This window comes from Pseudomonadota bacterium, from assembly GCA_016711215.1.
Lineage (GTDB): Bacteria > Myxococcota_A > Polyangia.
The window spans coordinates 151,822-177,270 of sequence record JADJTL010000006.1; the positions used below are offsets into that span (position 1 = coordinate 151,822).

A 25,449-nucleotide genomic window follows, 5' to 3' on the forward strand; every position below is an offset into this window, starting at 1 on the left:
ACAGTGGGCACGTGAATTCTATGTAGCGATAGCCACCGCGGCCGGTCGCCCGTAGGTCGGCCCGGTCGGCATCGGCATGTCGGTGGCAGTTGGGTTTGGTGGCGCAGGACCGTAGTCGTCGGTGACCGGGTCCGGTGCGCTGTCGATGGCCAGCGCGGCGATATCGACGGCCTCGATGACGATGGGGTTGATGTGCACTGCGGCAGGCGGCAGCCGCACGCGCGGCGCACCGTTGGGGAAGCGCTCAGGATGGGTGCGGTACGCGGCGTCGAGCGCGACCTGGCGCGTCGCCGGCGACCTCGGCGACGCGGCCGTAGAAGACATCGGCCGGGGTGAACAGGGCGAGGCCCGCGTGGTGATGGTCGTCGTTGTGCCAGCCGAAGAAGTCGCCGAGCCAAGCGCGGCCGTGGAGCCCGAGCCGAAGCGACCGGGGTAGTCGGGCTGGTACTTCATGGTTTTGAACTGCGCCTCGCTGTAGGGGTTGTCGTTGGACACGCGAGGGCGGCTGAAGCTGCGCGATGCGCTGAGCGAGTCGAGCAACTGCGCGAGGGTGTCGCTCTTCATCGCCGACCCGCGGTCGGCGTGGACCTGCAGGCCGGGCTCGACGCCGTGACGCGCGATGGTCTCGGCGAAGAGCTGGGCTGCGAGGTGCTTGCACTCCTTGGTCGCGACCATCCAACCGACGACGAACCGGCTGAAGAGGTCGATGATGACGTACGCCATCAAGAAAACGCCCTTCTGCGTCGTCGCGAGCTTTGTAATGTCCCACGTCCAGACCTGATTGGGCGCGGTCGCGGTCAACGACGGCATCGCGTGCGCCTGCGGACGGCGCTGATTGCGGCGCTCTTTGGGTCTCACCAGCCGCGGCGAGCACGCGATAGATCGTGCGGATGGACCCGAGGTAGGTCCCGCGCCCGAGCAGCGTCGCGTACACCTCCGTCGGCGGCTGGTCGGCGAACTCGGCGCTGTGGAGCGCATCGAGAATAGCGCTGCCGCTCGGCGTCGTCGAGCGACGCGGGCTCGGGGTCGCGCGCGGACGCCGCGCGATGGCGGTGCCGGGCTGGGCGACGCCACCGATAGAGCGACGCGCGGCCCACGCCAAGCGCGCGCACGCCGCGCTGACCGGCACACCGGGCCTCGCGTTGCTCGACGAGCCGCATCAGGTCTCGTCCTCGGGCGGCTCGGGAAGCGCGAGGCCCAGTAGCTCGTGTGCTTTTTTGGAGGTCGATGAGCGCGTTGGCCACCCGGAGCTTGCGCTCGAGCTGGGCGACCTCCTTGGTCGGCGGCGAGCAGCGCGCGGTCCTTGGCGTCGAGCTTCGGCTTGCGGCCCGGCTTGCGCGAGGCCAGGCCGGCTCGCCACGCACGCCGAGCTGCCGCCGCCACGTCGCGAGGTGGGAGCTGTAGATGCCCTCCTTGCGCATCATCGCCTGCAGCGCGCCGCGCTCGCCGCTCGCGAGGGCCACGTCGGCCGCCTTCACTAGCCGCAGCTTCTCGGCTGCAGAGAACTGCCGTCGCGCGCCCGGCGCCACGGCCTCATGCGGCGAGCTTGCTACGCCCGGCTCCACGCCGCCTGCCGTCGCTCTCGGCGGCGACCTCTCGACCTGGTATTGGGGATGGCTTGGGCACGCTGGGGACACCGTTTCTCCGCCGTCAGTACAAAGATATCGAGGAGCGGCTGTCTCAGCCAACGTTGGCACAGAGGGAAGGCCCTGGCGAAGCGTGCATGCACACTCTGGCCGGGGCCTACGGTCACAGGTTCAACGGCGTCCGGGTAGTCTCCTGGGGCCACTCCCGAGCACCGTCCAGTCCCGTCCGCGCTCGGGGACATCGATCGCCACGAGGTTCCCGGGCATCCGCACCTTGTTCAGGCCGATGCACGGCACGCCGTCGATCTGCGAGTCGAGGCGGGTGTGGTGGTGGCCGAAGAAGCAGACGCGGGGACGAGTGCCGCGCACGAGGTCGTCGAGGCCGATGGCCTCGCTCGCCCAGTTGAGACCGCGCCGGTGCCGAGGAAACACGACGCCCGCCGGCGCGTCGTGGGTGAGGAGGAGATCGACGCGTCGCCGCGCGAGCAGCACGTCGATGTCTTCGCGGGTGTAGTGCCGCTTGGCGTAGCCCTGGAGATCCTTCGAGCGCCGCTCGTAGTTCGAGGGGCCGTAGCAGCCGCCGACGCCACCGACCGTGAGCCCGCCCAGGTCGAACGTCGTCCCGTTGCGCAGGTAGAAAAGGTTCGGCAGCACCTCAGTGTCGGACTGCGCGTCGAGCCAGACGAAGTCTTCGTGGTTGCCCTTGATGAACAGGGTGCGGCGCGGGGCTGCCCCGCGCTCGGACCACCACACGGGGAAGTCACCTGCGCCATCGTGCTTTCTGGTGGCCTTGTCGATCCGGGCCTCGTCCGGCCATACGCCGAAGTCGCCGACGTGCAGCACCCACTCGAAGCGCACGCCGAGGGACTCCTCGAAGCCGAGGACGTCCTCGTAGAGCCGGTCGAGGGCTCCGTGGATGTCGCCGGCGGCGCAGATGATCATGACCCGTCCACCATGCCCGGACTTCGCGAGTCGTCCAAGCGCGCGAGCGCGGCCGTCGGCCTTGGGACTCTGAGCTTTACAGCTTGCGCTAACCCAGAGCCGTTTCGGTTGGCGGCAGCGGAACGGCAGACCGATCCATTTCGCGCCCGTGCTCTGAACACCGCCCGCGACGACGACAAGGCGCGCGACATCAACGACGTGGGTGCTGTGAACCGGTCGGTGGCTGGTTGGCTGCTGGCCGAGCTGTAAAGCTCAGAGCCGCGCCTTGTTAAACGCGGCGCAGAGAGCCGCGCCCGGTCTGAGCCCCTCAGAGCCGCTCTTCGGGCGTCGCGAAGCAGCTCGCGAGCGACGTCGTGCTCTGAGCGTCACCGTCCATCGAGCACGCGCCGATCACCGAGATGCCGCAAGACCCTGCGGAAGCACGGCAAAAAGAAGAGGGCCTCGCCGGTCATCCCGATGAGGCCCTCTGTTTACCTGGCGCCCAAGGTGGTTGGCCTTGGGCAAAAATGGCTCCCCATTCGGTCGGCCCCACCAACCAAGTTCTCAGGTCGGGGCGCCGAGATTCAACTCGTTCTCAGGCGAATTCCCCAGCCTGGTCCTTGGGTTGCGTGATGGCGCCTGGCACGACCCGAGAATGCTACCCCATTCGCCGGTAGCACCCGGCAGATCCCAAGAAACCTCGATCGGCGAGTGAACGGCACGGAACCGACCCGCGCAGAGCTGGTCCCGACTCGAACATCGTCGCGCTGGAGGTGCTCGCCGAACATCTCGCCGAGCAACCTACACGATGCGAGCGCACCGCGGACACACGAATCCCGTCCGCCCAGGCGCCGGTAGTAAAGGAATCGTTCTCAGCCCGGCGGTGGCCAGCCCAGACCCTACGCCGCTGCGCGCCGCTCGTCGCCCTCGACCAGGGTGTAGCCGTGGAGCAGACCGTGCGCGTACTCGCGCCGCTCCAGTCGACGGGAGCGCATCGCCGCCAGGTCGATGACCTCGGCCTCGGGGGCGGCGCTCGACACCTCCTCGGGCGTCCGTCCATCGAGCCCCTGGTGTGCGCGCTCGGTGTTCGCGTAGCGCCGGTACTCGTCGAGAAAGAACTGGAGCTCGGCCGCATCGGGCACGCGGATGTGCCGCAGCAGCTCGCGGCGGATGGAGCCGATCGCCCGCTCCGCGTAGCAGTTCATCTGGGGGATGCGGGCCGGCGTGACCTCTTCGTCGACCTCGAGCACGCGCATCTGCCGCTGGAACTGCCCGAGGAACTGCGGGCCATGATCATGGACAACGGCGACGGGCTGCCGCTTGGTTCGACCGAGGATCGCGTTGAACATCCGGCTCGTCCACGCGGAGTCCACGTCCCAGCCGTCGTAGACGCGGAGGTCGAGCAGCTCGCGCGTGTGGATGTCGATGACGAGGAGGACCTGGAGCCAGACACCCTTCGCGGTCTTGACCGCGAAGAAGTCGAGCGCCCAGAGGGCGTCCTTGGCGGCGGCCCGCACGCGGTCGAAGGAGATGCTGCGGCCCGGCTGCGGCGAGAAGCCATGCTCGCGAAGGATGCGCACGATCGTTGGCTCGCTCACGCGGATCCCCATGCGCCGCAGCTCCTCGCGGATTCGGCGCTGGCCCCACGCCGGGTTCTCGCGCTTGAGCGTCACGATGAGCTCGACGATCTGGGCATCGAGCGGTGGGCGACCGCCCGGCTGAAGCCGCCGTCGCAGCGACCGGAACCGCGTCGCCCAGCGCATGATGGTCGTCCGGGGCGCCGAGAGGGAGTAGCGCTGGAATGGCTCGTCGCCGCGGGTGAGCAGGTACGCGAAGACCTGCGCCGCCCGGAGCCCGAGCGGGACACGCTTCGGCTTGCCCTCCATGAGGAAGAGGCGCCGCTCGAGCGCGTCAAGTTGGGCCTTGAGCGCGATGTTCTCGCGGTAGAGCCGCATCGCTTCGGGCACCGTCGTGTCACGCGGCAGGCGGCTCACGCGGTCCACGAGCGAAAGGAGCAGGTGGTAGAAAACGAACTCCGTCGTGCGCAGGAGCAGGGCAAGCATGGGGCCTCGATAACATGGCGTACCCGTGCGGAGATCCCCATGGCATGCCGGTCCAGTAGGTCGACGTCGCTCATGCTGGAGCGCCTTCCTCGTCGAGCCCCTGGGCCTCTGGGCCAGGCGGCTGTTGTGGCTCGTCCTTGCGATACACGAATGCGTAGATGGTGGGCAGAACGAAGAGCGTCAGAAACGTCGCACTAACGAGTCCGCCGATGACGACCGTCGCGAGCGGGCGCTGAACCTCAGCCCCTGCGCTGGACGACAGCGCCATCGGGATGAAGCCGAGCGCCGCCACTGTCGCGGTCATGACGACTGCTCGAAGGCGAGCTTCGGCACCTTCCCGCGCAGCTTCCACAGGCGAGCGACCCTGCTCGCGTAACTTCTTGACGGTGGTGAGCAGGACGACGCCGTTCAGCACGGCGATACCGAAGAGAGCGATGAATCCCACCCCGGCGCTGATGGAGAACGGCATGCCTCGTAGGGCGAGTAGGAAAACGCCACCGACGGCGGCGAAGGGGACGTTCAGGTAGATGAGCAGGGCGGATTTCAGCTCCCCGAAGGCCATGTAGAGCAGGACGAAGATGAGGCCGAGCGCGAGCGGCACCGCGACCGCAAGGCGTTCCGTGGCGGCGCTCAAGTTTTCGAACTGCCCTCCCCAGCGGATCACATAGCCGGGGGGCATCGGCACCTGGCTCTGAATACGTGCTTGGGCATCGTGCACGAAGGACGCCAGGTCGCGTCCTCGAACGTTCACCTCGACGTTGGTTCGCCGCCGCACGTTCTCGCGGCTCACGCTCGCGGGCGAGTCCACGATCTGAATGCTGGCGATCTGTCCTAGAGGAACGAGGGGGCCGCTCGCTCCGCTCACCGGAAGGTTTCGCAGTTCGTCGATGTCGTCGCGCAGCGCGGCAGGCACGCGCACCTGGAGCCGGAATCGCCGCTCGCCCTCGTAGACCTCCCCGACTCCCCGACCGCCGATGGCCTCGATCGCGTCGAGTGCATCGCGCACGGAGACGCCGTAACGCGAGGCTGCCGCGCGGTCGACGGTCACCTCCATCGTGGGCAGACCGGCGAGCTGCTCGCCACGAACGTCAGAGGCGCCGGGAATCCCCCGCACGGCAGCCTGTAACTGCAAACTCAAGCGCTCCAGTGTGGCAAGGTCATCGCCGTAGAGGGTGATCGCGACGTCCGATCGCGTACCGCTGATGAGCTCGGCCATGCGTAGCTCGATCGGCTGCGAGAAGGAGAAGCCCAGACCCGGGAGTGCCTCCGTCAGGCGAGCTGAGATTCGTTGCACCAGCTCCTCACGCGTCCGCGCCGTCTGCCATTCGTCGTGGGGCTTCAGGATGATGATCGCATCCGACAGCTCGACACCCATAGGGTCAGTCGCGATCTCTGCTCGTCCGGTCTTCGAGACGACGGTCACCACCTCGGGGAACTCGCGCATCACGGTTTCGAAGCGCGTCGCGCTCCGCACGCTCTCCTCGAGGGACACGCTCGGAAGCCGGAGCACCTGGATGGCGAGGGCGCCTTCGTCCAAACGAGGAACGAACTCGGCCCCCATCTGGGACGCAACGAGTCCTGTAAGCGTGAGCAGCGCAAGGGATATGCCGATGACCTTCTTCGGCATTCGCATCAGCGGCTCGAGGAGGCGCGGGTAGACACGATGAAGCAGGCGGGCGACGAACGGTTCCTTCTCCTCCGTGTGTTGACGCATGAACGTGGCGACAAGGACTGGCACGAACGTGATCGACGCCACCACCGCGCCGATCAGGGCGAAGAGGACGGTGATCGCCATGGGCTTGAACATCTTGCCCTCGATGCCGGCCAGCGTGAGGATCGGCACATAGACGAGCACGATGATGGCCTGTCCGAACAGCGCGGCCTTGCTCACGTCGAGCGTCGAGCCGAGCACGCTCTCTGCAGCCTCCGAGTAGCTCAGCGGTCGACCGCGACCGCGCGCGGCAGCGGCGAGATGTACCACCGCGTTCTCGACGACGATGACCGAGCCGTCGACGACGATGCCGAAGTCGATGGCTCCGAGGCTCATGAGATTGCCTGAAAGGCCCAGGAGCTTCATTGCCGTGAACGCGACGAGCATCGAAAACGGGATCGCGGCAGCAACGATCAGTCCGCCCCTCACACTGCCGAGGAGCAGGAACAAGACCGCGATGACGAAGAGAGCTCCCTCCGCGAGATTCGTTCCCACCGTCTTGATCGTTCGGTTGACCAGGTCGGCCCTGTCGTAGAACACGTCGATTCGGACACCTTGCGGGAGCGAAGGGGAGATCTGCGCGAGCTTGGCCTTCACACTTTCGACGACCTCGCGACCATTCGCGCCGACCAGCATCATCACGATGCCGGTCACCACCTCACCGCGTCCGTCCCGTGTCACCGCCCCCTGCCGAATCATCGGCGCCAGGTGAACGCGCGCGACGTCGCGTACGCGAACCGGGACTCCATCCTCCCGAGTCTCGATGAGGACGTCGCCAATCTCGTCGAGGCTCTGAATACGGCCTTCGCCTCGGACGAGGAGCTGCTCGCCCGAGCGCACGAGGTACCCACCACCCGCCGTCGCGTTGTTCCGTTCGAGTGCCTCGAAGAGCTCGTTGAGGGAGATGCTGAGCGCACGGAGGCGGTCCGGCAGCACCTCTACTTCGTAGGTCTTCAGCTCGCCACCGAACGAATTGACCTCCACGACACCGCGGACCGAGCGGAGCTCGTAGGCGGCAAACCAATCGAGGACCGAGCGCAGCTCCATCGGAGTGTGACACTGCTCGGTATCGGGCTGCCCCGCTGCGCACACCCGATCGCTCCGAACTTCGAACTGGAAGATCTCGCCGAGCCCCGAGCTAAGCGGTCCGAGCTCGGGCGAGATGCCAGCAGGAAGCCGCTCGCGCGCCTGCGTGAGACGCTCTGAAATGAGCTGGCGCGCGCGAAGCAGATCCGTCCCCTCGTCGAACACGACCGTGACGGCCGAGAGTCCGAACCGGGAGACGCTGCGAATCTGCTCGACGTCCGGAAGCCCGCTCATCGACGATTCGACCGGGAACGTGATCGTGCGCTCGACGTCGACAGGGCCGAGAGCCGGAGCGTTCGTCAACACCTGCACCTGGACATTGGTGATGTCCGGGACCGCATCGATCGGCAGGTGGAATGCGTTTCGGACGCCCAAGACCGCCACGAGTACGACCAGGGCGAGAACGAGAAGGCGCCACTTGAGGCAAAGCTCGACGAGATTCTTCATCGTGGTCCTCTCAGTGCTCGTGGCCTTCGGAGAGCTCGCCGCTCCGAAGGGCGCTCTTCAGCGTGAAGGCACCGGACAACGCGAAGCTGGCGCCTTCTAAAAGGCCTGAGCGGACTTCGAAATAGCCGCCCGCGTGACGTCCCAGAGCTACTGGCTGCGGCCGAAATGTGTTTGGCTCGTCCGCCGGCACGAAGACGACGTTCTGACCATCGAGCTGGGCAACCGAATCGGCGGGCACTACGACCACGCGCTCATCGGCGGAGCCGCCAAGCAGCTCAATGCTCCCGAAGAGCCCGCTGCGGAGGCGAGCATCTGGCGCTTGCAGGGAGACGCGAATTGGCAGCGAACGGGTCCGTTCGTCGAGAGCCGGCGCGACGTAGGTGATCGTCCCTGGCATCGACAGATCTGGAAACGCGTGTAGTCGCACCAGTGCTGCCGACCCCGACTGGACGCGTGCAATCTCAAGCTCAGGAACATTGCCGCGCACCCAGACCTTGGTCGGGTCCGTCACGATAAACACGGGTTGCTCGGGCATCGCAGCCTCGCCGAGCGTGGCGTGCAGGTCGACGACGACCCCGTCGATGGGCGAGGTCAACGCCAGCTCTCCGCCACTCCCCGACCCAAACACGGAGAGCTGCCGACGAAGGCCGTCTACCTCGGCGCGAAGCTCTCCAACTTGGGCCTCGGCATCGACGAGCGAGCGCTGGGCTCCGATACCCTCCGTCGAGAGTTGCTGCTGCCGTCGGAGCGTGGACTCTGCTGCGGTGAGACGCGCACGAGCCTGGTCGAGACGAGAGCGAGCGGTAGATACGTCGCTCGACGCGACGACCCCCAGAAGCTGCCCGCGCCGGACACGGTCACCGAGTGCCACCGCAACTTTCGTGATTCGACCCGAGACGAGGGCCGCTACATGGGCCGTGCTGCTGGGCTCGAACTGGATCTCGGCCGGGATGGCGACGCCGCCGGTGAGCGCCCGCTTCTCCGCACGTCCGACTCGGATCCCCGCGCGCTCGGCCGCTTCTGGCGAGATTCGAACCTCGTTCCCGTGCCCCTCGTCGTGGTGCTCACCCTCCTCGCTGTGCCCCGTACCTTCACCGTGCTCGCGCGCCTCGGTATGGCCGGGCTCAGCGCCCTTCTTGCAGGCGGAGGTCAGTGTGACGATCAAGAAGCAAGTGACGAACGTGCGGTTCATGGAGTGCTCTCCTCGTGGTGGTCATCGCGCCAGAGGTCGACACCCACGACCCGCTCGAGGCCGGCCAACGCGAAGAAATAGTCAATCTGGGCGCCGAGCGCGTCGCTCTGGATTCGGAGGAAGCGCTCTCGGCCCGTCGAAAGGGCCAGAATGTCGATCTCGCCAAGCTCGAAGGAGCGCCGCAGCAGCGTGAGGTTCTCCTCGAAGCGCGGAAGGATCTCCGTCCCATAGGCGCGCGTTCGCTGAGCCGCGGCGATGACCTCGCTGCGCGCCTCGGCGATTTGCCCTTCGAGCAGCGTCCGCGTTGCAGCTAGCTCGGCCTCCGCGACAGTTACATCCGCACGTGCGCGAGCGCGCTCAGCTTGGTTTGTCTGAAAGATCGGGATTGGAATCGAGACGACGCCCATCACGACGTTGTAGGCGCCCTCGTCCGTCGGGTTCCCTTCTCGCCGGTATTGCACTCCGAGGGAGGGTCGGGGCCACGCCTCGCGGTCGGCCAAACTAACGCGTGCCTCGGCTTCTCGAACGCGGGCACCCCCCGCACGCAGACTGGGAAGTCTCTGCTGTGCAACCGCGATGAGGCGCTCCTGGGGCGGCGGGTCGCGTGGGGCATCGACAGAGCCGGCCGGATTCGGGGGGCGTGACGCAGGCCAGCCGGCCAGCTGCGCCAGCCGTATGCGAGAAGCAAGAAGGGCCTGCTGCGCGCCGACGAGTACTTGACGCGCCTGCGCTACCTCCGCCTGCGCGAGGCGCAGGGACAAGGCCGCCGTCTCGCCCGCAGAAATTTGGCGCTCGACAACGCGGAGTACCTCTTCCTGAAACGCGACCACGCGCTCTGCGAGACGGCCACGCTCACGCTCGACGAGCGCGCGGTGGAAGGCCGCATGCACCTCACAATGAACCGCCCAACGGATCTGCTCGATCTCGGCGTTCGTCAGGTCGCGAAAACGGTCCGCAGCGTCCAGGCGCAGGCCACGCTCACCCGCGATCTGGATCTGCTGCATCAGCGCCACATCCACGTCCACACCGGTTCCGGCCAAACCGAAGCGTGGACCCGCGGCGACCGAGACCTCTGGATTCGCCGGCAGGAGCGGAGACGCAGCGACGCGCGCCCCCTCGGCTCGTGAGCGCGTGCTTCGCGCCACGACCAGGACGGGGGAATACTGATCCGCGTACGCAAGGATGCCACCGAGGGTGACGTCCTGAGTCGCAGCCGGATCCGGGATTGCGTCCACTGAAACAGCGCCCGACTCAGCGTGAGCGTCCGCGACGGCGCGAAGGTGCGGAGCCGGCGCCTCGCGTGCCGAACGCGCGCCGGGTCCACCATGGGCGCAGGCGCTGGCGAGCAAGTTCAGCGCGATCGCGAGCGGGAATCTACTAAACCGAGTAGTAGTTGCGAGCAGACGAGTTCGATGAAGTCGAGCCATCAGTTCCTCAGCGCCAGAAGTAGGTGAACGCGTGCTCGGCGCCGGCGTGGATAGCGTCGAGCGCCTCCGTACCGGTGTGATGTGGAAGAAACGACACGATCACGAGCAGCAGGAAGGCCGTTGAAACGGCCGAAAGACCGCGTCCGCAACAGGGCACGGGGCGCTTCTCAGCGAAGGCGAACAGCAATCCGATGCGGAGCTTCAAGACCGTGGTGTCGCGGGCCCCGAGCGCTACGGCTTCGGGTCTCGTCGGGCGCGCGGCCTGCACGAGCGCTTCTGCCAGCGACAAGGGCGCCGCGCCTCGGATGACAGCTTCTCGGTCACAGTGGGCCTCGCGTGCCGCCAGCCAGCGGCTTGCATGAGGCTGAAGTAGCCAGCGTCCAAAGGGGTTCGCGGCGAGGGCGATCGAGAGCACCAGGTAGCGAAGCGGGTCAAGGGCGCGAACATGCTCGGCCTCGTGCCCGAGCGCGCTCGCGAGCGCCTCATCGTGCAACGCCTCGGCGTAGGAAAGTCCGAGGACGACCTTCGGTCGAAAGGTCCCCAGCGTTCCCAGGGCAAACCCCGGATCATCAGTCACGGCGATTCGTCCAGCGAGGTCACACAACGACTCGTGGGCAGCGATGATTTCCTCAGCACGTTGCGCGAGGCCTCGAGCTCGTGCCGAGCCGGCGAGTTGGGGGCCTTTGGTCGCACGGACGCTCTTCACCGAGAGCCCAATCAACAAGACGCTCAGGGTCACGGCGAAGAATCCGGGCTCGAAGCATAGCGCGGCAGCCTTGTGGTCGAAGAGACACGCGACGACGGACCCGGATTCCGCTTGGTGAAGACCCGCCGAGAGAAACCAGACGAGTGGCACCGCGCTCGAGCCGATGAGCACCAGGTACCTCGAGTTGAGCCGGCGAAGCGCGCCACCCGATTCTCTTCGCTCCAGAATCCAAAGGATGCCCTTGGCCAGCAACGCGTACGCTGGCAGCACGACGAGCATCACGAAGGCAGTGCCAAGAGCGGAAACGCAGCCTCGGTCATGCTTCGAGCTCCCGCCGCCGCTGCTGGATCAACGCCTCGAGTTCATCGAGCTCTGTGGTCGATGATTCCGAGACTTTCTCCACCAGCATTGCAAGCGCATGATGCTCGCCAACCGCACCATCGAGGACCTCGCGTGCCGTGGACTCGAGGAACTCCTCGCGCGAGAGCTTCGGTGTGTACAAGTACCGTTTGCCTTCGCGCTCGCGTGCGAGCAGCCCCTTCTCGTGAAGGCGGCCCAGCGTGGTCATCACCGTCGTGTAGGCGATGTCGCGCTGCTTCTCAAGAACCGCTACGACTTCGCTCACCGCGAATCCCGACAGACTCTTCGTCCAGACGACGTCCATGATGGCAGCCTCGAGCTCGTGAAGACGAAGCTCGATGCCCTTCTTTCCTGACCGAACGCGGAAGGTCATGGCGCGATCCCGGTGTTGTGGCGCATGTACTACTTGCTATAGTAGATGAAGACCAACCCGATGTCGAGTCCCCTGCCGGTGCCGCCCATGGCTCACGTGACCCCGACCGAAGCTGCATGCGAATGCGGCACGTCCCGCCAGACTAACGACGCCCGCCCGGGGGCTCTCCGGCGCGCCCTGGCCCTCGAGTACCTGACCGTTGGTTGGAACGTCGTCGAAGGCGTCATCGCCGTGGCGGCGGCGGTAATTGCCGGGAGCGTCGCGCTGCTCGGATTTGGGATCGACAGCTTCGTCGAATGCGCTTCGGCGCTCGTGATGATCTGGCGCATACGCGCGGAGCGCGACCGTCGTCTCTCGGACGAGCGGCTCGACGCGGTCGAGCACCGGGCACGTCGACTCGTCGCGGCTTCGCTGTTCCTGCTCGCTGTCTACGTGACCTTCGACGCGGTCCACACGCTGTCGACAGCGGATCGTCCGTCGTTCAGCCTCGTGGGCGTCGTGCTGATGAGCATCTCCGTCGCGGTGATGCTCTGGCTTGCTCGAGCGAAGAGGCGGATCGCGCACGAGCTTGGCAGCGAGGCGATGACGGCAGACGCGGCCCAGACGACGGCGTGCTGGTGGCTCTCGCTCGCCGCGCTCGCTGGCGTAGGCCTCAACGGCCTCTTCGGCTGGTGGTGGGCCGACCCGGTCGCGGCGCTGGTCATCGCGGGTCTCGTCGGCCGCGAGGCCCGCGAGGCGTGGAACGGCAAGGCCTGCTGTTGAGGTCCGAGCGGGCGGTCGTGCAGGTCTATCTCGTCCAGGGCATCAGCCGCGCGCGGTTCACGGCCGCCTGCTTCTCGTGGTCGAGGTCGTGCAGCAGGCGCTGCAGCTCGCGCAGGCTCTCGGCGTCGAGCGCGTCGAGGTCGATGCGGTACCGACGGCCGGTGGCCCGGGCCAGCTCGGCCCGGAGCCACTCGACCAGCCGTCGCTTGTCGTGCTCAGCCGGCGACATCGGTTCCGGTGGCGAACATCGCCGCCGCGTCTTCCGCGCCGAGGTGCGTGAGGTAGTGCCCGAGCGCGCGGCGGAAGAACTCCATGCGGTTCTTGATGCCGCGCGTGCGCCAGGCGTCGTCCATGCGCTCGACGATCGCGGACTCGAGGCGCAGCGGCAGGATCTTCACGTCCGCGGGCTCGCCCGTGCGCGCGGGCCGCGGGCCCACCGGGATGCGGCCCTTCTCGGCCTCGCGGATCTTCCAGATGAGGTAACGCCGGTCATCGCTGCCCGTGGCGCGACCCACCGCCTCGAGGTACTTCGCCTGCAGCTCCTCGACGCTCATCGCGGTGAAGCGTCCGCGCGGGCGCGGCACCTCCGCGGCCTCCGTCTGCGCGGGCGGCGCCGCGTCGTTGGCGACCTCGGGCGCGGCCTCCGGCGTCGGGGCGGGCTTCTCGGCGCGGCGGCGGCCCTTCCCCTTCGGCTCCTGCTTCGGCGCCTCGGTCGCGCCGTCGTTGCCGCGGGCGGCGAGCGCCTCCCCGATGCGGCGCAGGAGGAACTTCCGGTTCGGCGAGCGGCTGGCCTCTCCGACGATCTCAGCGAATCGCGCCTGCAGCTCGGGCAGGCGCAGCGTCTCGATGCTCTTCAGGGTCTTCTGCGTGTTACTGTTCATGGCGGGCTCCTTCTTCGGTTGCGCTCGAAGCCACCCGCCGGACCACCCGGCGAGTCGCACCGGGCGGGTTCAGTTCACTTGGTCTTCCTCGCGAGGTGCTTGAAGCACCCGAGGTCAATCGCTCTGGGGTCGCTGGCGACGAAACTGAAGCGCCCCTCCTGTTCGATCCAGGGCTGCACCTCGATGCGGTCGTCGGCGGTAATGCCGCCGGCGCGCGCGACGTCTTCCTCGTCGCGGAGGTAGGTGCCGTCCTTGTCCGGGTCGTGGTCGGGCGAGGCCGCGCCCTTCATCACCGCGACGATGCGGACCTTGTGGCCGCGCAGGTACGCGTGCTCGCTGCCGTGGTAGGTGGTGACGGTGCCGATGGTCTTCTTCATGGTCGTTCTCCTTCAGCGGCGAGCCGCGTCCCACGCGGCCTTGCTGCCGTAGCGAAGCTGCTGGCCTTCGACGATGAAGACGTCGTTCGCGGCGGTGCCCTTTTCGAACCGGGGCTCCTCGCGCTCTTCGTCATCGAGGTCTTCGTCGTCCTCGACGAGGTCCTCACGGACCGCGACCCCGGCGATCCCGTTCTCGAATGGCCAGCTCTGCTGGCTCATGAGCAGGACCTCCGCGTCGGGGTCCAGGTCCTCCAGTATCTCGATCAGCTGTTTCACGTTCATGGTCGTTTCCTCCGCGCCCGGGATGTCCAAGCGTCGAGGACATACAGGCGTCGCTTTCGGAACAGCTCAAGGCCATTCGCCGCAGAATCGACCTCGCTGCGGGACACCCAAAACAGGGCGGAAACTCGCGGGAATGTGGGGGCGGGACCTGGAGCGGAACCTGCACTCGGGCGCAGCTGTCGCCCGACTTGCGGTCACCGTCCGCGCAGTTCGTCGATGGCGTCGCGCAGCGCGACGAGAGCCGCTTCGACCTTGATGACGGCGGCGGTCTGAGCCTCGGCGAGCTCGACGATCTTCTCGTGCAGCGCCTTGAGCTCGCGGTCCTTCTTCTCGTTCACGCGCCAGAAGGCCCAGCCGAGAACCGCGACGAGGCCGTAGGGTCCGGTGGCCTGAAGCCACGCAGCGACAGAGGTGAACTCGTTGTCCATCGTCATCTCCCTCCAGCTCAGGCGACGGGCGTTGACGGCAAGAGATCACAGACGTCGACGGACCGTCGTGCGCCCGTGGTTCGACGAACCGCCTCCTCGAACGCGACCTCCGGAGCGAGCCCGGCTTGGAGGCGCATCCAAGCGTAGAGCACGAGCCACGCGCCGTCGGCGTGCCCGAAGTAGTGGTGCGCGAGCACGCCGGCGACGGGCTTCGCCGCAGCCGCCACGGGGCCGAGCTGCATCGCACCCTTGTTCAGCCCCACCCAGGTGCGCGGCACCTCGATGCCGGGTGCCGGCGAGCTCGTCGTCCAGCGGATGAGCGAACACACCGCTTCAGCCTGCGCCGCCGTCGGCAGCACGTAGCGTCCCTCGTGGGCCCAGGGCGCATCGATCACGCGTGACCACGGAAGCCCGGGCTTCAGGTTCCGCGGGTAGTACGGGTTCACGACCTCGACGCCGAACGAGGGTCGGTTGTGAACCTTCCCCGCGTGCCAGAGCACCTCGGTCGCGAGGTCTCCGTGCTGCGTGAGCTCGCCGTCAGGGCCCATCACCAGATGCACGCTGAGCCCGCGCTTCTGGAGGACGGCGATCGTCGACGCCACGCTGCGCGTAACGGTCTCGTGGATGACGAGCTCGGTCGCGCGCGTGCGCTTGCCCTTCGAGGCGAAGCGCACGACGCCGTCCTCGAGGAACGTCCGGACGGCCATGCCTTCCGCCGCACCGGTAGCGACGCCGCCAACGACGAGGCCAGTCACTTGCTCTCCTCGATCGGTGCGACCACCGGCTCCAGCAGAGGTTCGGGCCCGAGCTCGGGCTCCGGGGCAAGGACGGGCTCCACGACGACGGGCACCGGTTCGAGCGCCGCCTCCACGGTCGGCCGTTCGATCTTCATGCCGGTGGGGAACCAGCGATCCCGCGTGGCCTTCGCCACCGGCCGCGCAAGCGTCTGGTCTGCCCGGCCCAGCGAATCGAGCAACGCCGGGATGACCTTGTCGGTCTTCACGAGCTCGGCGTGGAGCTCATCGACCAGCAGCCGGTGCAGATGCCCGAACGCGCCCGGCGCCGGGTACTCGGGCTCATCATCCGGCGACCGGATGAGGAACTCCGTCGACGCGCACGTGGGGCACGCGGGCAACGGAATCGTGCGCGGGTCGGTCTGGGCCTCGTGGGCGACGCCCACCTTCAGCACCCCCATCGCGATGCGGTTCTCGGCGCTGCACTTGCCGCAGCGCTGGACGACCTCGGTGCTGGTTACTTCGTAGATGGCCATGGGAACCTCACGCGACCGCCGTGTACGTGCCGAACCACCAGAACGTCGAGAGCGACGGCATGCTCTGGTAGCTGTAGAAACCGAACCCATCGCGGTCGGCGAAGTAAGAGCTCGGGCTTCCAGAGAAGGATCCGTTCGCGTTCAAGACCGAGAACGTGAGCGACGACGGTGTGGCCGGAAACCGGTTCCGGAAGGTCACCGAGCCACCCCCCGCGAGCGTTCGGGTCGCGGTGTCGGCGTTCGTCCACTCCATCCCCAGGCGCCCGATCTCCTGCACCGAGCCGCTCATCTCGAACGCGGAGTTCGTGGTGCTGCTCATGGGCAGCCTCCACGTGCGCGACCAGGTGGTGAAGGTCGCGGCGAAGCTGTTCTCGTGGAGGAACTCGATCTCGCTCCGCGACATGCGGAAGCCGCCCGAGAAGTAGCCGGTGTTGTCCCGCGCCCAGGCGCTGCCGTTCCACGACGCGTTCAGGGTGAACCAGAGCGAATCGCTGTCGGCGTAGATGCGCAGGTGCGTCGGCGCCGTGCCCGACGCATTCGAATCAAGGATGAGCGCCTTCGAGCCACCGAGCGCCGGCTGGCGGATCGTTCGGTGCTGACCCGGGTTCGCCTCGTTGCCGCGGAAGTGGTCACCCTCGTAGGCATCGACGACCTCGGCGAGCGAGGTCTCCACGTTCACGGCGTTGAGGTTGCCGCCGGCATCCGCGACCGAGATCGCCGAGGCGACGTGCGCTCCCGCCGCCTGGTTCAAGTGCGTGTTGATAAACCCGAGAAGCGCTGCGAGCCCGGCGCGCACCGTTCCTGCGGCCAGCGCATTCGGCGCGCCCGCAACCGCATCCACGCCCACCAGCGTCGAGCCTGCCGTCCCGGCAGCGACTGCGGCGAGGTCGGTGACGATCTCCTGGAGCTGCGACTGGACGTTGATGCCGCCAATGTTGTTGTGGGCCGTCGCTGCGATGGCGCTCGCGTTGTGAGCACCGGTGACCGCGCCGACGTGCGTGTTCAGAAAGGCGAGCAGCTGCGAGAGCTGGCCGTCGACGTTTCCAGCGGGCAGTGCGTTCGGCGCTCCAGCGACCGCATCGGCACCGACCTTCGAGGCGCCTGGCGTTCCTGCCACGGCCGACGACAGGTCGTCCACGATCTCGTCGAGCGCGGCCTGCACGTTGGTCGCCGCGACGAAGCCGTGCGCCGTGGAGGTGACGTTTGCTGCCGCGTGTTTGTTGGCCGTGCCCGCGAAGTGCCCCGCGAGCAGGGAGTCCACCGAGTCGAGCGCGGCCTGGGCGGTGTTCACCGCGGGCGCGATGACGGCCCAGAGCCCCGACACGATCTGCACCGCGTCGCCTGTGGCGAAGATGAACGCCTGCCGGCGCGAGGTGTCGAGATCGCCCGAGATGATCTGCGTCTGCCCCTGTCGACGCAGCACGTCGCAGACGAGGAGTTCGTCCTGCTGGAGCGGCACCTTCGGGGCGGTGCCGATGTTCGCCTCGGGTCCTTGGCGAACGACCAGCTCGAACGACTCGTCGCGCCGGAAGTAGACCTGTTGCGAGTTGCCGTCCGTGCGTGGATCGGAGAGCAGGCGGTCGAACCGCAGGAACACCCCGAGCCAGCGTTCCTTGCCGGCGACCGTGACCTCGGTGGGGATCCCCGAGTCGTCCACGGCGCAGTCGACGCGCTGCCCGGTGCCGAAGAAGATGCGCTGGCCGAGGTTGTCGTACGCCCGGCCGGGCGCCGTCAGATCGATCGTGAGATCGGGGACCGGCGAATGTGGCGTGGGCTCGGCCCCGCTGATGACGCCGAAGACGCCGAGGTCTGCCGCCAGGTTGCGGTCGGCCTTCTCGAGCAGCTCGAACGCGAGGTCGAGTTCGGCCTCGCTCACGCGCTGGCGGAAGTAGTAGTCGAGACGGTCGGCCATCGGCTGCCCTCGGAGATGAGCCTCCACGAGGGCAAAGCCGGCCCCGACCTGAACGGGGACAGTGTCAGGGCGGCGCCAGGTCGAGCACGGCCCGGGCCGACGTCAGGCCGCGGGGCGGCCCTCGCGTGCCACTGGCACGGGCAACGCTTCGGTCACCAGTTTCCCGGTCTCACGCGCCGCCGGGCGAGGCAGGAGGCGGGTCGAGTTGAGGATAAAGGCCAGCTCAGACGACACGTGGATGAAGGCGGCGAGGAGCGGGTTGAGCAGTCCGAACGCAGCAAGCCCGACGCCGACTCCGTCGACGACCAGGGTGCCGACGAAGTTCTGCAGAATGATGCGACGACACGAGCGAGCGATGCGCAGCGTCTCCACGAGCTTCAGGAGATCGTTGCCCAGCAGCAGCACGTCCGCGCTCTCTCTCGCCACGTCGGTGCCCGAGCCCATCGCCACACCAACGTCTGCCTGGGTCAGGGCGGGCGCGTCGTTCACGCCGTCGCCGACCATGACGACCTGGCGGCCGGCGGCCATCAGCACCTTCACGCGCTCCAGCTTCTGCTCGGGCAGTAACCCGGCGCCAACCTCGTCGACACCAAGCTGTTCGCCAATGGCCTCGGCGATAGCCGCGCTGTCGCCGGTCAGGAGCACGGTCCGCAGGCCGAGGGCGCGGAGTTGCGCAACCGCCGCGACGGCTTCCGGCCGCAGCACGTCGGCGATGTGGATGGCTCCGAGCAGCGTCCCGGCTCGTGCGACCAGCACCTCGGTCAGCGCGGCGGGTGCCGGTGGACAGGTGTCGAGAGCCACCTGCTGTTGTTCGAGCAGCGCTCGTTTTCCGACGACGATCTGTGTGCCGCCGTGAGCACACACGATCCCCATGCCCGGCGTGTACGAGAAGTGCTCCGGCTCTGGAGGGGCGCTCGCCAGACGCGTGAGGACCGCTCGCGCGAGCGGATGCTCTGATCGCTTCTCGGCGATGCCCGCAGCCTCCAGCAAATCGTGCTCGTCGACGCCGGGCATCGGCTTGATCGCGACGACCTCCGGGACGCCAAGCGTCAGCGTGCCGGTCTTGTCCAGCACCACGGTGTCGACGTGCCCCAACCGTTCCAAGTACAGCCCGCCCTTCACGATCGATCCCAGTCGTGCGGCGCGACCGATCGCGCCCAGGATGGCGAGTGGGGTTCCGGCGGCGATCCCGCACGCGCCCGCGACAATGACCACGGAGATCGTCGAGCGCGCGTCGCGGGTGACGAGGAACGTAAGCCCGGCGCACGCGAGCGCGAAGTAGACCAGATACCCGGCGAGCCGATCAGCAGTCTTCTGGATCGGTGCGCGCGCGTGCTCGGCGCGCTCGACGGCCTCGATGATCTGTCCGAACGCCGTGTCGCGCCCGATTCCTGACGTCCGGATCTCGAGGACACCGGACTGATTGATCGTGCCTGCGAACACCCGAGCGCCTGGGACCTTTTCTACGGGCAGCGACTCGCCCGTGATCGTCGCCTGGTCGACGAAGCTGTGGCCGCCCACCACCTCGCCGTCGACAGGAAGACGCGCACCGGGTTTCACGACGACGACGTCGCCGGGATGGATCTCGGCGATCCCGACCTCGTGCTCGCTGCTTCCCTGGCGCACGGTCGCGGTTCGCGGCAGCAGGTCAGTCAGCTGCTTGATGGCCCTCCGTCCGCGCCCGACGGTCTGGTGCTCCAGCACCTCGGCAACGAGCACGAAGAGGACGATCACGGCGGCGGTGAAGCTCTCGCCGATCGCGAGCGCGGCACCGATGGCGATCGTCATGGACAGCTCCATCGTCATCCGCCGCTTGAGCACCGCCCCGATCGCCTCCTTCCAGATCGGGAAACCGCCCACGACGGTTGCCACCAGCGAGATCAACTCGACACGGGCCACGGGGCGCCACGGGAGAAACCAGCTCGCCAGTACCGCGAGCGCCACCAGGCCGATGCGGATCAGCTCTGCGGCGTCGAGGTGGTGCTCGTGCTCGTCGCCGGGCTGTTCCTTGGGTGCGCCCATCGCCTCCTCAGTCATCGGAGATACGTCCGCAGGACTTCGATCAGCTCGGCAGCCGCCTGGGCGCGCTTCGACTCAGGCCGCTGCGCCGGATCGACGACGTGGAAACGGATGTGGCCTTCGAGGATCTCGATCATCAGCCCGTTGAGCGCGCCACGGCAGGCCGCGAGCGTCATCAGGACTCGCGAGCAGTCGTCGTTTTCAGTGATCGCCGCCTCGACCGCGTTCAGCTGCCCGCGGATCTTCTTCACGCGGGCGAGCAACTTCTCCCGGTCTCGCTGGAGATGGGCCATGCGCCTCTATACCATAGGGGGGTATGGTTGCCCAGTGAGACAGCGTGCCTACTCGGTCGGCGACGCCACCCATCCGGCCGTTGCCGAACCCGCTCTCCTGGGGCTTCTCCCGGGAGGCGGCTTGCAACTTTCAGTGTAGGTCGCTCGTCTCCCCGAGCTCGCTCACCCCCAGCTCCCAGTGCTCGAACGTGGGCGGCGGTCCGGGCTCGATGAGGTCCACGAAGTGGGTGTGGGCCGGTCGCATGTAGTCGACGATCGCCCGGAGCTGCTGGCGTTCGGTGTCGGCGAGCGGGAGCCCCACCGTGACGTCGAAGGCGTACCGGGCGAAGCGGTCCGACGGCCCCAGCTCCCAGTCGACGCCCAGCTCCGACTCGCCGAGCACGAGGGTCGTGCCCGTGAACGGCGTGATGGCCTCGACGTCGATGCCGAGGAAGAAGCGGATCGCATTTCGGATGCCGCCCGCGGTTCCCTTCTGCCGGTACATCTCGACGAGCACCGAGGCCAGACGGCGCTTGCCGAGGGCATCGATGTCGAAAGGGAACGGGTTTCCGAGGTCGGCGAGGATGGCATCGAGAAATGGTTCGGGGGCGCGCTCGAGATCGAAGAGATCCGGGAACCGATCCGCCTCCGCGAGCAGGAGATCGAGTGTCTCCTGCAGGCAGGCGATGAAGCGTCGCAAGTCTCCGGTCGCATCGGTGCGGCGGTTGTGTTTCGCAGCATCGACCACAGGTCGAACCGCCTCCCCTGCGGACGCGCTGGCCGAAAGCCGACGAACACGGCCTGATCGAAGGGCGGCTCGACGGGGTTGCCTTGGACGTCCGTGACCAAGGCCGCGATCACGCGGTAGCGGACGTCCGGGGTCATCTCGGTGTCGAGGTCGACCCGCACCACGCTTCCGAGGGACTCGGCACCGATGACGGTGATCGGCACCGCCGGGAAGTCGAGCGGCTCGAAGGTGAACGCTGCTGCGCCGGAAGCGACCACGGCCTCATCAAACCCGACCTGCACGATCTTCTGGGCGGTCGCTTGGGCCGCGACCACCCGCGGAGCGGTTCGGTCCTCGATCGCGAACGAGTAGACCTCGTCGAGATCCGCCGCGCCGCCCACCAGGGTCGACACCACGCGCACGTTGACGACCGCCTGGCTGGCGAAGGGCGTCGCCCGGTCGAGCACGAGGCGCAGCGTGTCGGCGGTCTCCGCGACGGAGGCGCGCGGACCATCGAAGCCGGGACGCACCTCGGGAACCAAGCTGCCGTCGAACGCGAGCACTCCCCCGATGAAGACGCGCGTCGCCGCCCGATCGACTCCATCCAGTCCGGTATCGACAAGCTCGAGCCCGACCGTGCTGTCGATTGGCACGCCGGTTTCGCCGGGACACGGGTCGCGGTTGATGAGCGCGAGCGGGCTCGGCGCCACCACCGCGGCGACGTTGTCGACGACGAGCCCGGGCAGCTCGAGGATCGGCATCTACACCCCCACGAGCTCGAGTCGGACACCGATCTGGTGCAGACCCGAGAGCTTCGAGACGTTCGCGGCGAGGTCCGTGAACGTCCGCGTGCGGCCGGGCTTCGCCGTGAACGTCGCGAGCTTCGCTCCGTCGACGATGATGGAGGCCTCCCAGGCGAGCGTGACCGGGAGGCCCGCGGGCACTCGCAACGCCAAGTGCGCGCGCACGAAGTCGACTCCGGTAAGGTCCGTGTCCTGAACGACGTCTGCGCGGTCGCCCTCCGTGAGTTCGAAGAGGCGAGCTGCTTCGTCCTCGCCCAGCACGAACGCCCAGTCGCCGCCTCCCGGTGGGACGGTCACGGGTTTCAGGCGCCCCTGGCCGAGCCCGAGGCGACTCGTGAAGGCGTCAAGCTCCATCAGGTCTGCCTCAGTAGCTCGACGTGATCGAAGAAGGAGCGGCGCGTGGCGTCCTTCACCATCACGCCGAAGCCACCGCGCCCGGAGGTCAGCGGCTGACTGCCGGAGTTGATGCCGGTGTTGTCGTCGATAAACTCGGCCATGCCGGCCACGGGCTGCCAGTTCGGCGGCGTGCCGAGCGGCTGCGCGACGAGGTCGTTCCTCAAGACCTTGAGCACGACGTCGCCGTTCAGGTTCACGATGACGTCGAGGCGCAGATGGAGCCACGTGCCGATCTCGAAGCTCTCGCCGGAAGCGAGCAGCACGCCCGGCCCTTCTGCGTCGGGGATTCCGGTCGAGACCATCCCCTTGCGGATCACGATGCGGTGGGGGTCGTCGTCGGATAGCCCGAGCAGGTACGCCGTGTCGTTCACCGAGTTGCCCTGGCAGCCGAGGAAGAAGAACGGCGAGAAGCCGATCGGACCGCCGCTCGGCCCACGCTGAATGCAGCCGCGGATGGACGCGCCCTTGGCCATCGGTGCGAAGTCGACGAGGTTCGCGAAGAGAGCGACGGCACCCTGCACGGCGGCGAGCGAGTTGAAGGCGTAGAGGAAGCTGCCGCCACCGGGCGGGCGTGCGATGCCGGCCGTCACGCCGCGATCCACGGTCGCGATGTCGAGTCCGTCGTTCAGGAAGGTCCAGTCTGCCTGTGCCATGCGTGTCTCCTCAGATGGTCGTTGCCGCAGTCCAGCCGTTCTCGAAGTCCTCGCGGCTCTGCGCTCCGGCGTCGAACATCGCCGGGGCCGAGGTGACAGCAGCCCACGTGAACGCGAAGGACTCGTTCGAGCGCCACTGGTCCTCGAAGTCCTCGCGCGGCTCACCGTCGAAGATGCCGGTCACCGCGGTGACCGAAGCCCACGAGGTCACGTAGGCGTCGTTGGCCCAGCCGGCCTCGAGGTCCTCGACCGCGCCGCCGCCGAACGGGCAGACGGCGACCTGCCCACTCGGCAGCTCCGTCAGGTAGTGGTCGTTGTCCCACGCGTCTTCGAAGTCCTCGAAGCCCTCAGCGAGCGGATCGAAGAACGCGATCGCCAAGTCGCCGGCACCGAAGCTGAGCTTCAGCTCCGACCAGCGCTCGAAGTCCCAGGCACGGTGCGGGACGGGGCCGAGCCGCGACCTGGCGGCCGCGACGAAGGTCAGGGGTCAGTGGTCGGCGTCTCCTGGATTGGCGCCCGCATCCTCGAAGCTCGAGTTCAGGAGAGGCATCAGAGAATGCCTCCGGTGTCGCCGCTCACGAGCGTGACGGTGCCGAGCACGGGGAACTCGCGGATCGCCAAGCGCACGTCGGCGGGCAGTCGGTTGAGCTTGAGGTCGCCGTGGAGGTCGCCGATCTTGCGCACGCCCTCCGTGTCGCGGATGACGTTGAAGATGTCCGACCAGGACACCTCGCCCACCGGGTTGCCGTCTGCGTCCTTCACGTTGAAGCCGAAGTCGACGAGCGGGTTCGGCGTGCCGTCCGATTCGCTGACGCGGAACATCGCCTGGAGGTTCTGCTTGATGCGCTCGCGGATGGTCGCTGGCGCTTGCCCTTGGCGCAGGTACACGCGCGCCTCGATGTCGATGCGCTTGTAGACGGGGCTTTGTACGGAGACCTGGAAGGTGAGCGTGGACGGGTAGACCTCGGTCACCTGCTGAAAGACGAGGTTCTTCAGCGCCGGCGTCGGCAGGCCGCCACCCTGGGGGATGACGTAGAGGACGCCGCTGTTCTCCTGGATGGTTGAGTCCTCGTTCGACGTGAGCATCAGCGCCCGCGCGACGCCCGGAACGCGGCGAGCGTTCACCTCGAAGTCCTCGCGCGTGACGCTGCGGGTGAGCGTGCGCAGGCTCTCGGGCGCGAGCAGCTTCGCGGAGGCGACGCTCTGCCGATCGGTGCCGCCGGAGGCGGGCTCGGGGTTCGTGGCGAACACCTGCACCGCCCGGCCGTGCGCGTCGCTGAAGGTGCCTTCCACGACGACGACGCGGTCGGCGTCGACGTTGGCCGCAGCGCCGCCGCCGGTCTTGTAGGTGATCGTCACGGTGCCCGTCGGCGGCGCGCCGCTCGTGCCGCTGCCGAAACGCACCGTGGCGCGATCGCTCTGGTCGACCAGCACCAGGAAGTGCCGATCGTTCGGTCCTGAGCCGAGCAGGCTGTCCTCCTCGGTGTAGCTGCCGTTGGCGGCCGAGACGCTGACCGAGTCGTCGAGGTAGGGCGCGTGGTCGAGTGCGATGTCGAGGCTAGGGAGCCCACGCGTATCGAAGAGCTGCGTGTACGTCTTCGAGTCCTCGACGACCCCCGGAGCCTGCGTCGCGCCCACGGCGATCACCACGTCGGCGAGCAGCTGAAACGGATCGGCTCGGTCACCTCGCGCGTGCGGACGACGGTTCCGGCCGGGATACGCACGTCCGCAGCGGCTGGGCGCGCGATCGAGAAGACGACCTCGGCCGTCGCCGCGCGGGCGCCGTGCAGCCGGTAGCCCAGCATCTGGGCGAGCGCGATCACGTTCTTGCGCTGCGTGGCCGTGACGAGCCGCGACTCGCGAGCCTGGTTGTCGAGGTAGTACGTGACGACGTCGCCGACAAACGCGTAGAGCTCGATGAGGACGTTGCCGAAGCTCGCGACCGCGAAGTCGGACCAGTCCGGAAAGACGCTCCGGACGAGCGCGATCAGCCGACCGCGCAAGGCGTCGAAGTCCTTGTCGGTCATGTCGAGGCTGGACGGCAGTAGGGCCACGGACGGTGCTCCTCCGTTGGAGCAAAGCCCCCGCGAGCCTCATTGGGGACAGCTCGTCAGCCCTCGAGCGTGAGCGCCACCTCGGCGGTTCTTCCTTGCCGCTGGCTCGCCTCGCGGAACCGCACCTTGAGCTGGAGCGTCGCCCCGTCCCGAACAGCAGTGGCCTCGGCTCGGCCTCCGGCACCCAGCGGGCTGAGCGCGTCGCGAACGTAGACCCTGGCGAGCGCGGCCAGAGCGTCGTCGTTGCGCTGGTGTCGGAGCAGGTGAAGCCCCGAGCCGAACGAGGTTCTCCACGGCAGCTCGCCGGACGACCTCGGCGTCGCGCCCTCGGTCATCAGCGCCTCGAGCACCTTGGAGGCGAGCAGCTCCGCGCCGGAGCCCGAGGCGAAGTCGCGCTTCTTGTCGCGGCGGAAGGACGTGAGAAGGCCGGTCGGTGCGTCGCTCATGGTCGTCTTCTCCTCACGGCACCGGCACCGCGCTGCGCGCGGTCTGGAGCGCCTCGATGATCGCGTCGATGGGCGGAATGACGTCGTCGAGCGGGCGCCCGGCGAGTTCGAGAGGTCCGGGATCGTGGGGCCACCCACCATGCCCAGGAATAGGTTGATGAGGCCGAAGAGCTTGCCGAGCGCGGCGAGGCTCTTGCCGACGTTCGCGGCCTCCTGGGCGACGTTCGCCTGGGCGCACTGGGCGATGGCCATGAGCCCGGCGTCGTCGAGGTTCGTGGCGCGGTCGATGACGCCG

General features: G+C 67.8%; 24 protein-coding genes and 2 pseudogenes. 2 read left to right on the forward strand and 24 right to left on the reverse strand.

The genetic code is table 11. The annotated features are described in order from the left end of the window. Positions 1-18 precede the first annotated feature (18 nt). On the reverse strand, positions 19-801 hold the full coding sequence (locus IPL40_14980; protein ID MBK8482445.1) for a transposase family protein: 783 nt from the start codon (positions 799-801) through the stop codon (positions 19-21). Between the two features lie 956 nt (positions 802-1,757). Continuing rightward, positions 1,758-2,528, reverse strand: coding sequence for a metallophosphoesterase (locus IPL40_14985; GenBank protein ID MBK8482446.1), 771 nt, complete (start codon positions 2,526-2,528; stop codon positions 1,758-1,760). Between the two features lie 108 nt (positions 2,529-2,636). Here IPL40_14985 and IPL40_14990 point away from each other — a divergent pair, with 108 nt between their 5' ends. Beyond that, positions 2,637-2,777: a hypothetical protein gene (locus tag IPL40_14990; GenBank protein ID MBK8482447.1), complete on the forward strand. Its 141-nt coding sequence runs from the start codon at positions 2,637-2,639 to the stop codon at positions 2,775-2,777. 629 nt (positions 2,778-3,406) lie between these two features. Here IPL40_14990 and IPL40_14995 read toward each other — a convergent pair. The 6 genes from IPL40_14995 to IPL40_15020 form a co-directional block, all read right to left on the reverse strand. Continuing rightward, positions 3,407-4,570, reverse strand: a complete 1,164-nt coding sequence (locus IPL40_14995; GenBank protein MBK8482448.1) for a transposase — start codon at positions 4,568-4,570, stop codon at positions 3,407-3,409. Positions 4,571-4,640: 70 nt separating this feature from the next. Next, positions 4,641-7,814, reverse strand: a complete 3,174-nt coding sequence (locus IPL40_15000) for an efflux RND transporter permease subunit (GenBank protein MBK8482449.1) — start codon at positions 7,812-7,814, stop codon at positions 4,641-4,643. Between the two features lie 10 nt (positions 7,815-7,824). After that, positions 7,825-9,006: an efflux RND transporter periplasmic adaptor subunit gene (locus IPL40_15005; protein MBK8482450.1), complete on the reverse strand. Its 1,182-nt coding sequence runs from the start codon at positions 9,004-9,006 to the stop codon at positions 7,825-7,827. Further along, a complete protein-coding gene (locus tag IPL40_15010) occupies positions 9,003-10,241 on the reverse strand; it encodes a TolC family protein (GenBank protein ID MBK8482451.1) in 1,239 nt (412 codons plus the stop codon). The genes IPL40_15005 and IPL40_15010 overlap by 4 nt, the downstream gene beginning before the upstream one ends. Positions 10,242-10,440: 199 nt before the next feature. Further along, a complete protein-coding gene (locus IPL40_15015; GenBank protein ID MBK8482452.1) occupies positions 10,441-11,409 on the reverse strand; it encodes a hypothetical protein in 969 nt (322 codons plus the stop codon). A gap of 46 nt (positions 11,410-11,455) precedes the next feature. Next, on the reverse strand, positions 11,456-11,872 hold the full coding sequence (locus IPL40_15020; protein MBK8482453.1) for a BlaI/MecI/CopY family transcriptional regulator: 417 nt from the start codon (positions 11,870-11,872) through the stop codon (positions 11,456-11,458). Between the two features lie 87 nt (positions 11,873-11,959). Between IPL40_15020 and IPL40_15025 the strand changes: the two genes are divergently transcribed. Then, complete coding sequence (locus IPL40_15025; GenBank protein ID MBK8482454.1) at positions 11,960-12,634, forward strand: cation transporter; 675 nt, start codon at positions 11,960-11,962, stop codon at positions 12,632-12,634. 25 nt (positions 12,635-12,659) lie between these two features. On the opposite strand, the gene IPL40_15030 is transcribed toward IPL40_15025, so the two are convergent. From IPL40_15030 to IPL40_15105, 16 genes and pseudogenes are all read right to left on the reverse strand, one after another. Then, complete coding sequence (locus IPL40_15030) at positions 12,660-12,863, reverse strand: hypothetical protein (protein ID MBK8482455.1); 204 nt, start codon at positions 12,861-12,863, stop codon at positions 12,660-12,662. Then, the gene (locus IPL40_15035; GenBank protein ID MBK8482456.1) at positions 12,850-13,515 is read right to left on the reverse strand and encodes a hypothetical protein; all 666 of its coding nucleotides are present in this window, start codon (positions 13,513-13,515) and stop codon (positions 12,850-12,852) included. The genes IPL40_15030 and IPL40_15035 overlap by 14 nt, the downstream gene beginning before the upstream one ends. Before the next feature lie 74 nt (positions 13,516-13,589). Beyond that, on the reverse strand, positions 13,590-13,892 hold the full coding sequence (locus IPL40_15040; GenBank protein ID MBK8482457.1) for a hypothetical protein: 303 nt from the start codon (positions 13,890-13,892) through the stop codon (positions 13,590-13,592). A 12-nt stretch (positions 13,893-13,904) separates the two neighbouring features. Beyond that, a complete protein-coding gene (locus IPL40_15045; GenBank protein MBK8482458.1) occupies positions 13,905-14,174 on the reverse strand; it encodes a hypothetical protein in 270 nt (89 codons plus the stop codon). Positions 14,175-14,368: 194 nt separating this feature from the next. Beyond that, a complete protein-coding gene (locus IPL40_15050; GenBank protein MBK8482459.1) occupies positions 14,369-14,602 on the reverse strand; it encodes a hypothetical protein in 234 nt (77 codons plus the stop codon). 17 nt (positions 14,603-14,619) lie between these two features. After that, entirely contained in the window at positions 14,620-15,309 is a 690-nt protein-coding gene (locus IPL40_15055) for an N-acetylmuramoyl-L-alanine amidase (GenBank protein ID MBK8482460.1), read from the reverse strand. 44 nt (positions 15,310-15,353) lie between these two features. Continuing rightward, positions 15,354-15,872 (reverse strand): hypothetical protein, encoded by a 519-nt coding sequence (locus IPL40_15060; protein MBK8482461.1) that lies wholly within the window; start codon positions 15,870-15,872, stop codon positions 15,354-15,356. Between the two features lie 7 nt (positions 15,873-15,879). Then, positions 15,880-17,784 (reverse strand): hypothetical protein, encoded by a 1,905-nt coding sequence (locus IPL40_15065; protein ID MBK8482462.1) that lies wholly within the window; start codon positions 17,782-17,784, stop codon positions 15,880-15,882. 102 nt (positions 17,785-17,886) lie between these two features. Further along, on the reverse strand, positions 17,887-19,821 hold the full coding sequence (cadA, locus tag IPL40_15070; GenBank protein ID MBK8482463.1) for a cadmium-translocating P-type ATPase: 1,935 nt from the start codon (positions 19,819-19,821) through the stop codon (positions 17,887-17,889). After that, complete coding sequence (locus IPL40_15075; protein MBK8482464.1) at positions 19,818-20,096, reverse strand: metal/formaldehyde-sensitive transcriptional repressor; 279 nt, start codon at positions 20,094-20,096, stop codon at positions 19,818-19,820. The genes cadA and IPL40_15075 overlap by 4 nt, the downstream gene beginning before the upstream one ends. Before the next feature lie 130 nt (positions 20,097-20,226). Then, positions 20,227-21,563, reverse strand: a pseudogene (locus IPL40_15080) (phage tail protein). After that, a complete protein-coding gene (locus IPL40_15085) occupies positions 21,564-21,959 on the reverse strand; it encodes a hypothetical protein (protein ID MBK8482465.1) in 396 nt (131 codons plus the stop codon). Next, on the reverse strand, positions 21,959-22,654 hold the full coding sequence (locus tag IPL40_15090) for a hypothetical protein (protein MBK8482466.1): 696 nt from the start codon (positions 22,652-22,654) through the stop codon (positions 21,959-21,961). Before IPL40_15090 ends, IPL40_15085 begins: the two co-directional genes overlap by 1 nt. A 10-nt stretch (positions 22,655-22,664) precedes the next feature. Next, positions 22,665-23,033 (reverse strand): hypothetical protein, encoded by a 369-nt coding sequence (locus IPL40_15095; GenBank protein ID MBK8482467.1) that lies wholly within the window; start codon positions 23,031-23,033, stop codon positions 22,665-22,667. A 170-nt stretch (positions 23,034-23,203) separates the two neighbouring features. Further along, positions 23,204-24,681: pseudogene (locus IPL40_15100) on the reverse strand (baseplate J/gp47 family protein). An 83-nt stretch (positions 24,682-24,764) separates the two neighbouring features. After that, positions 24,765-25,154 carry a hypothetical protein gene (locus tag IPL40_15105; GenBank protein ID MBK8482468.1) on the reverse strand — a complete coding sequence of 130 codons (390 nt, stop codon included), beginning with the start codon at positions 25,152-25,154 and terminating at the stop codon, positions 24,765-24,767. Positions 25,155-25,449: the final 295 nt, after the last annotated feature.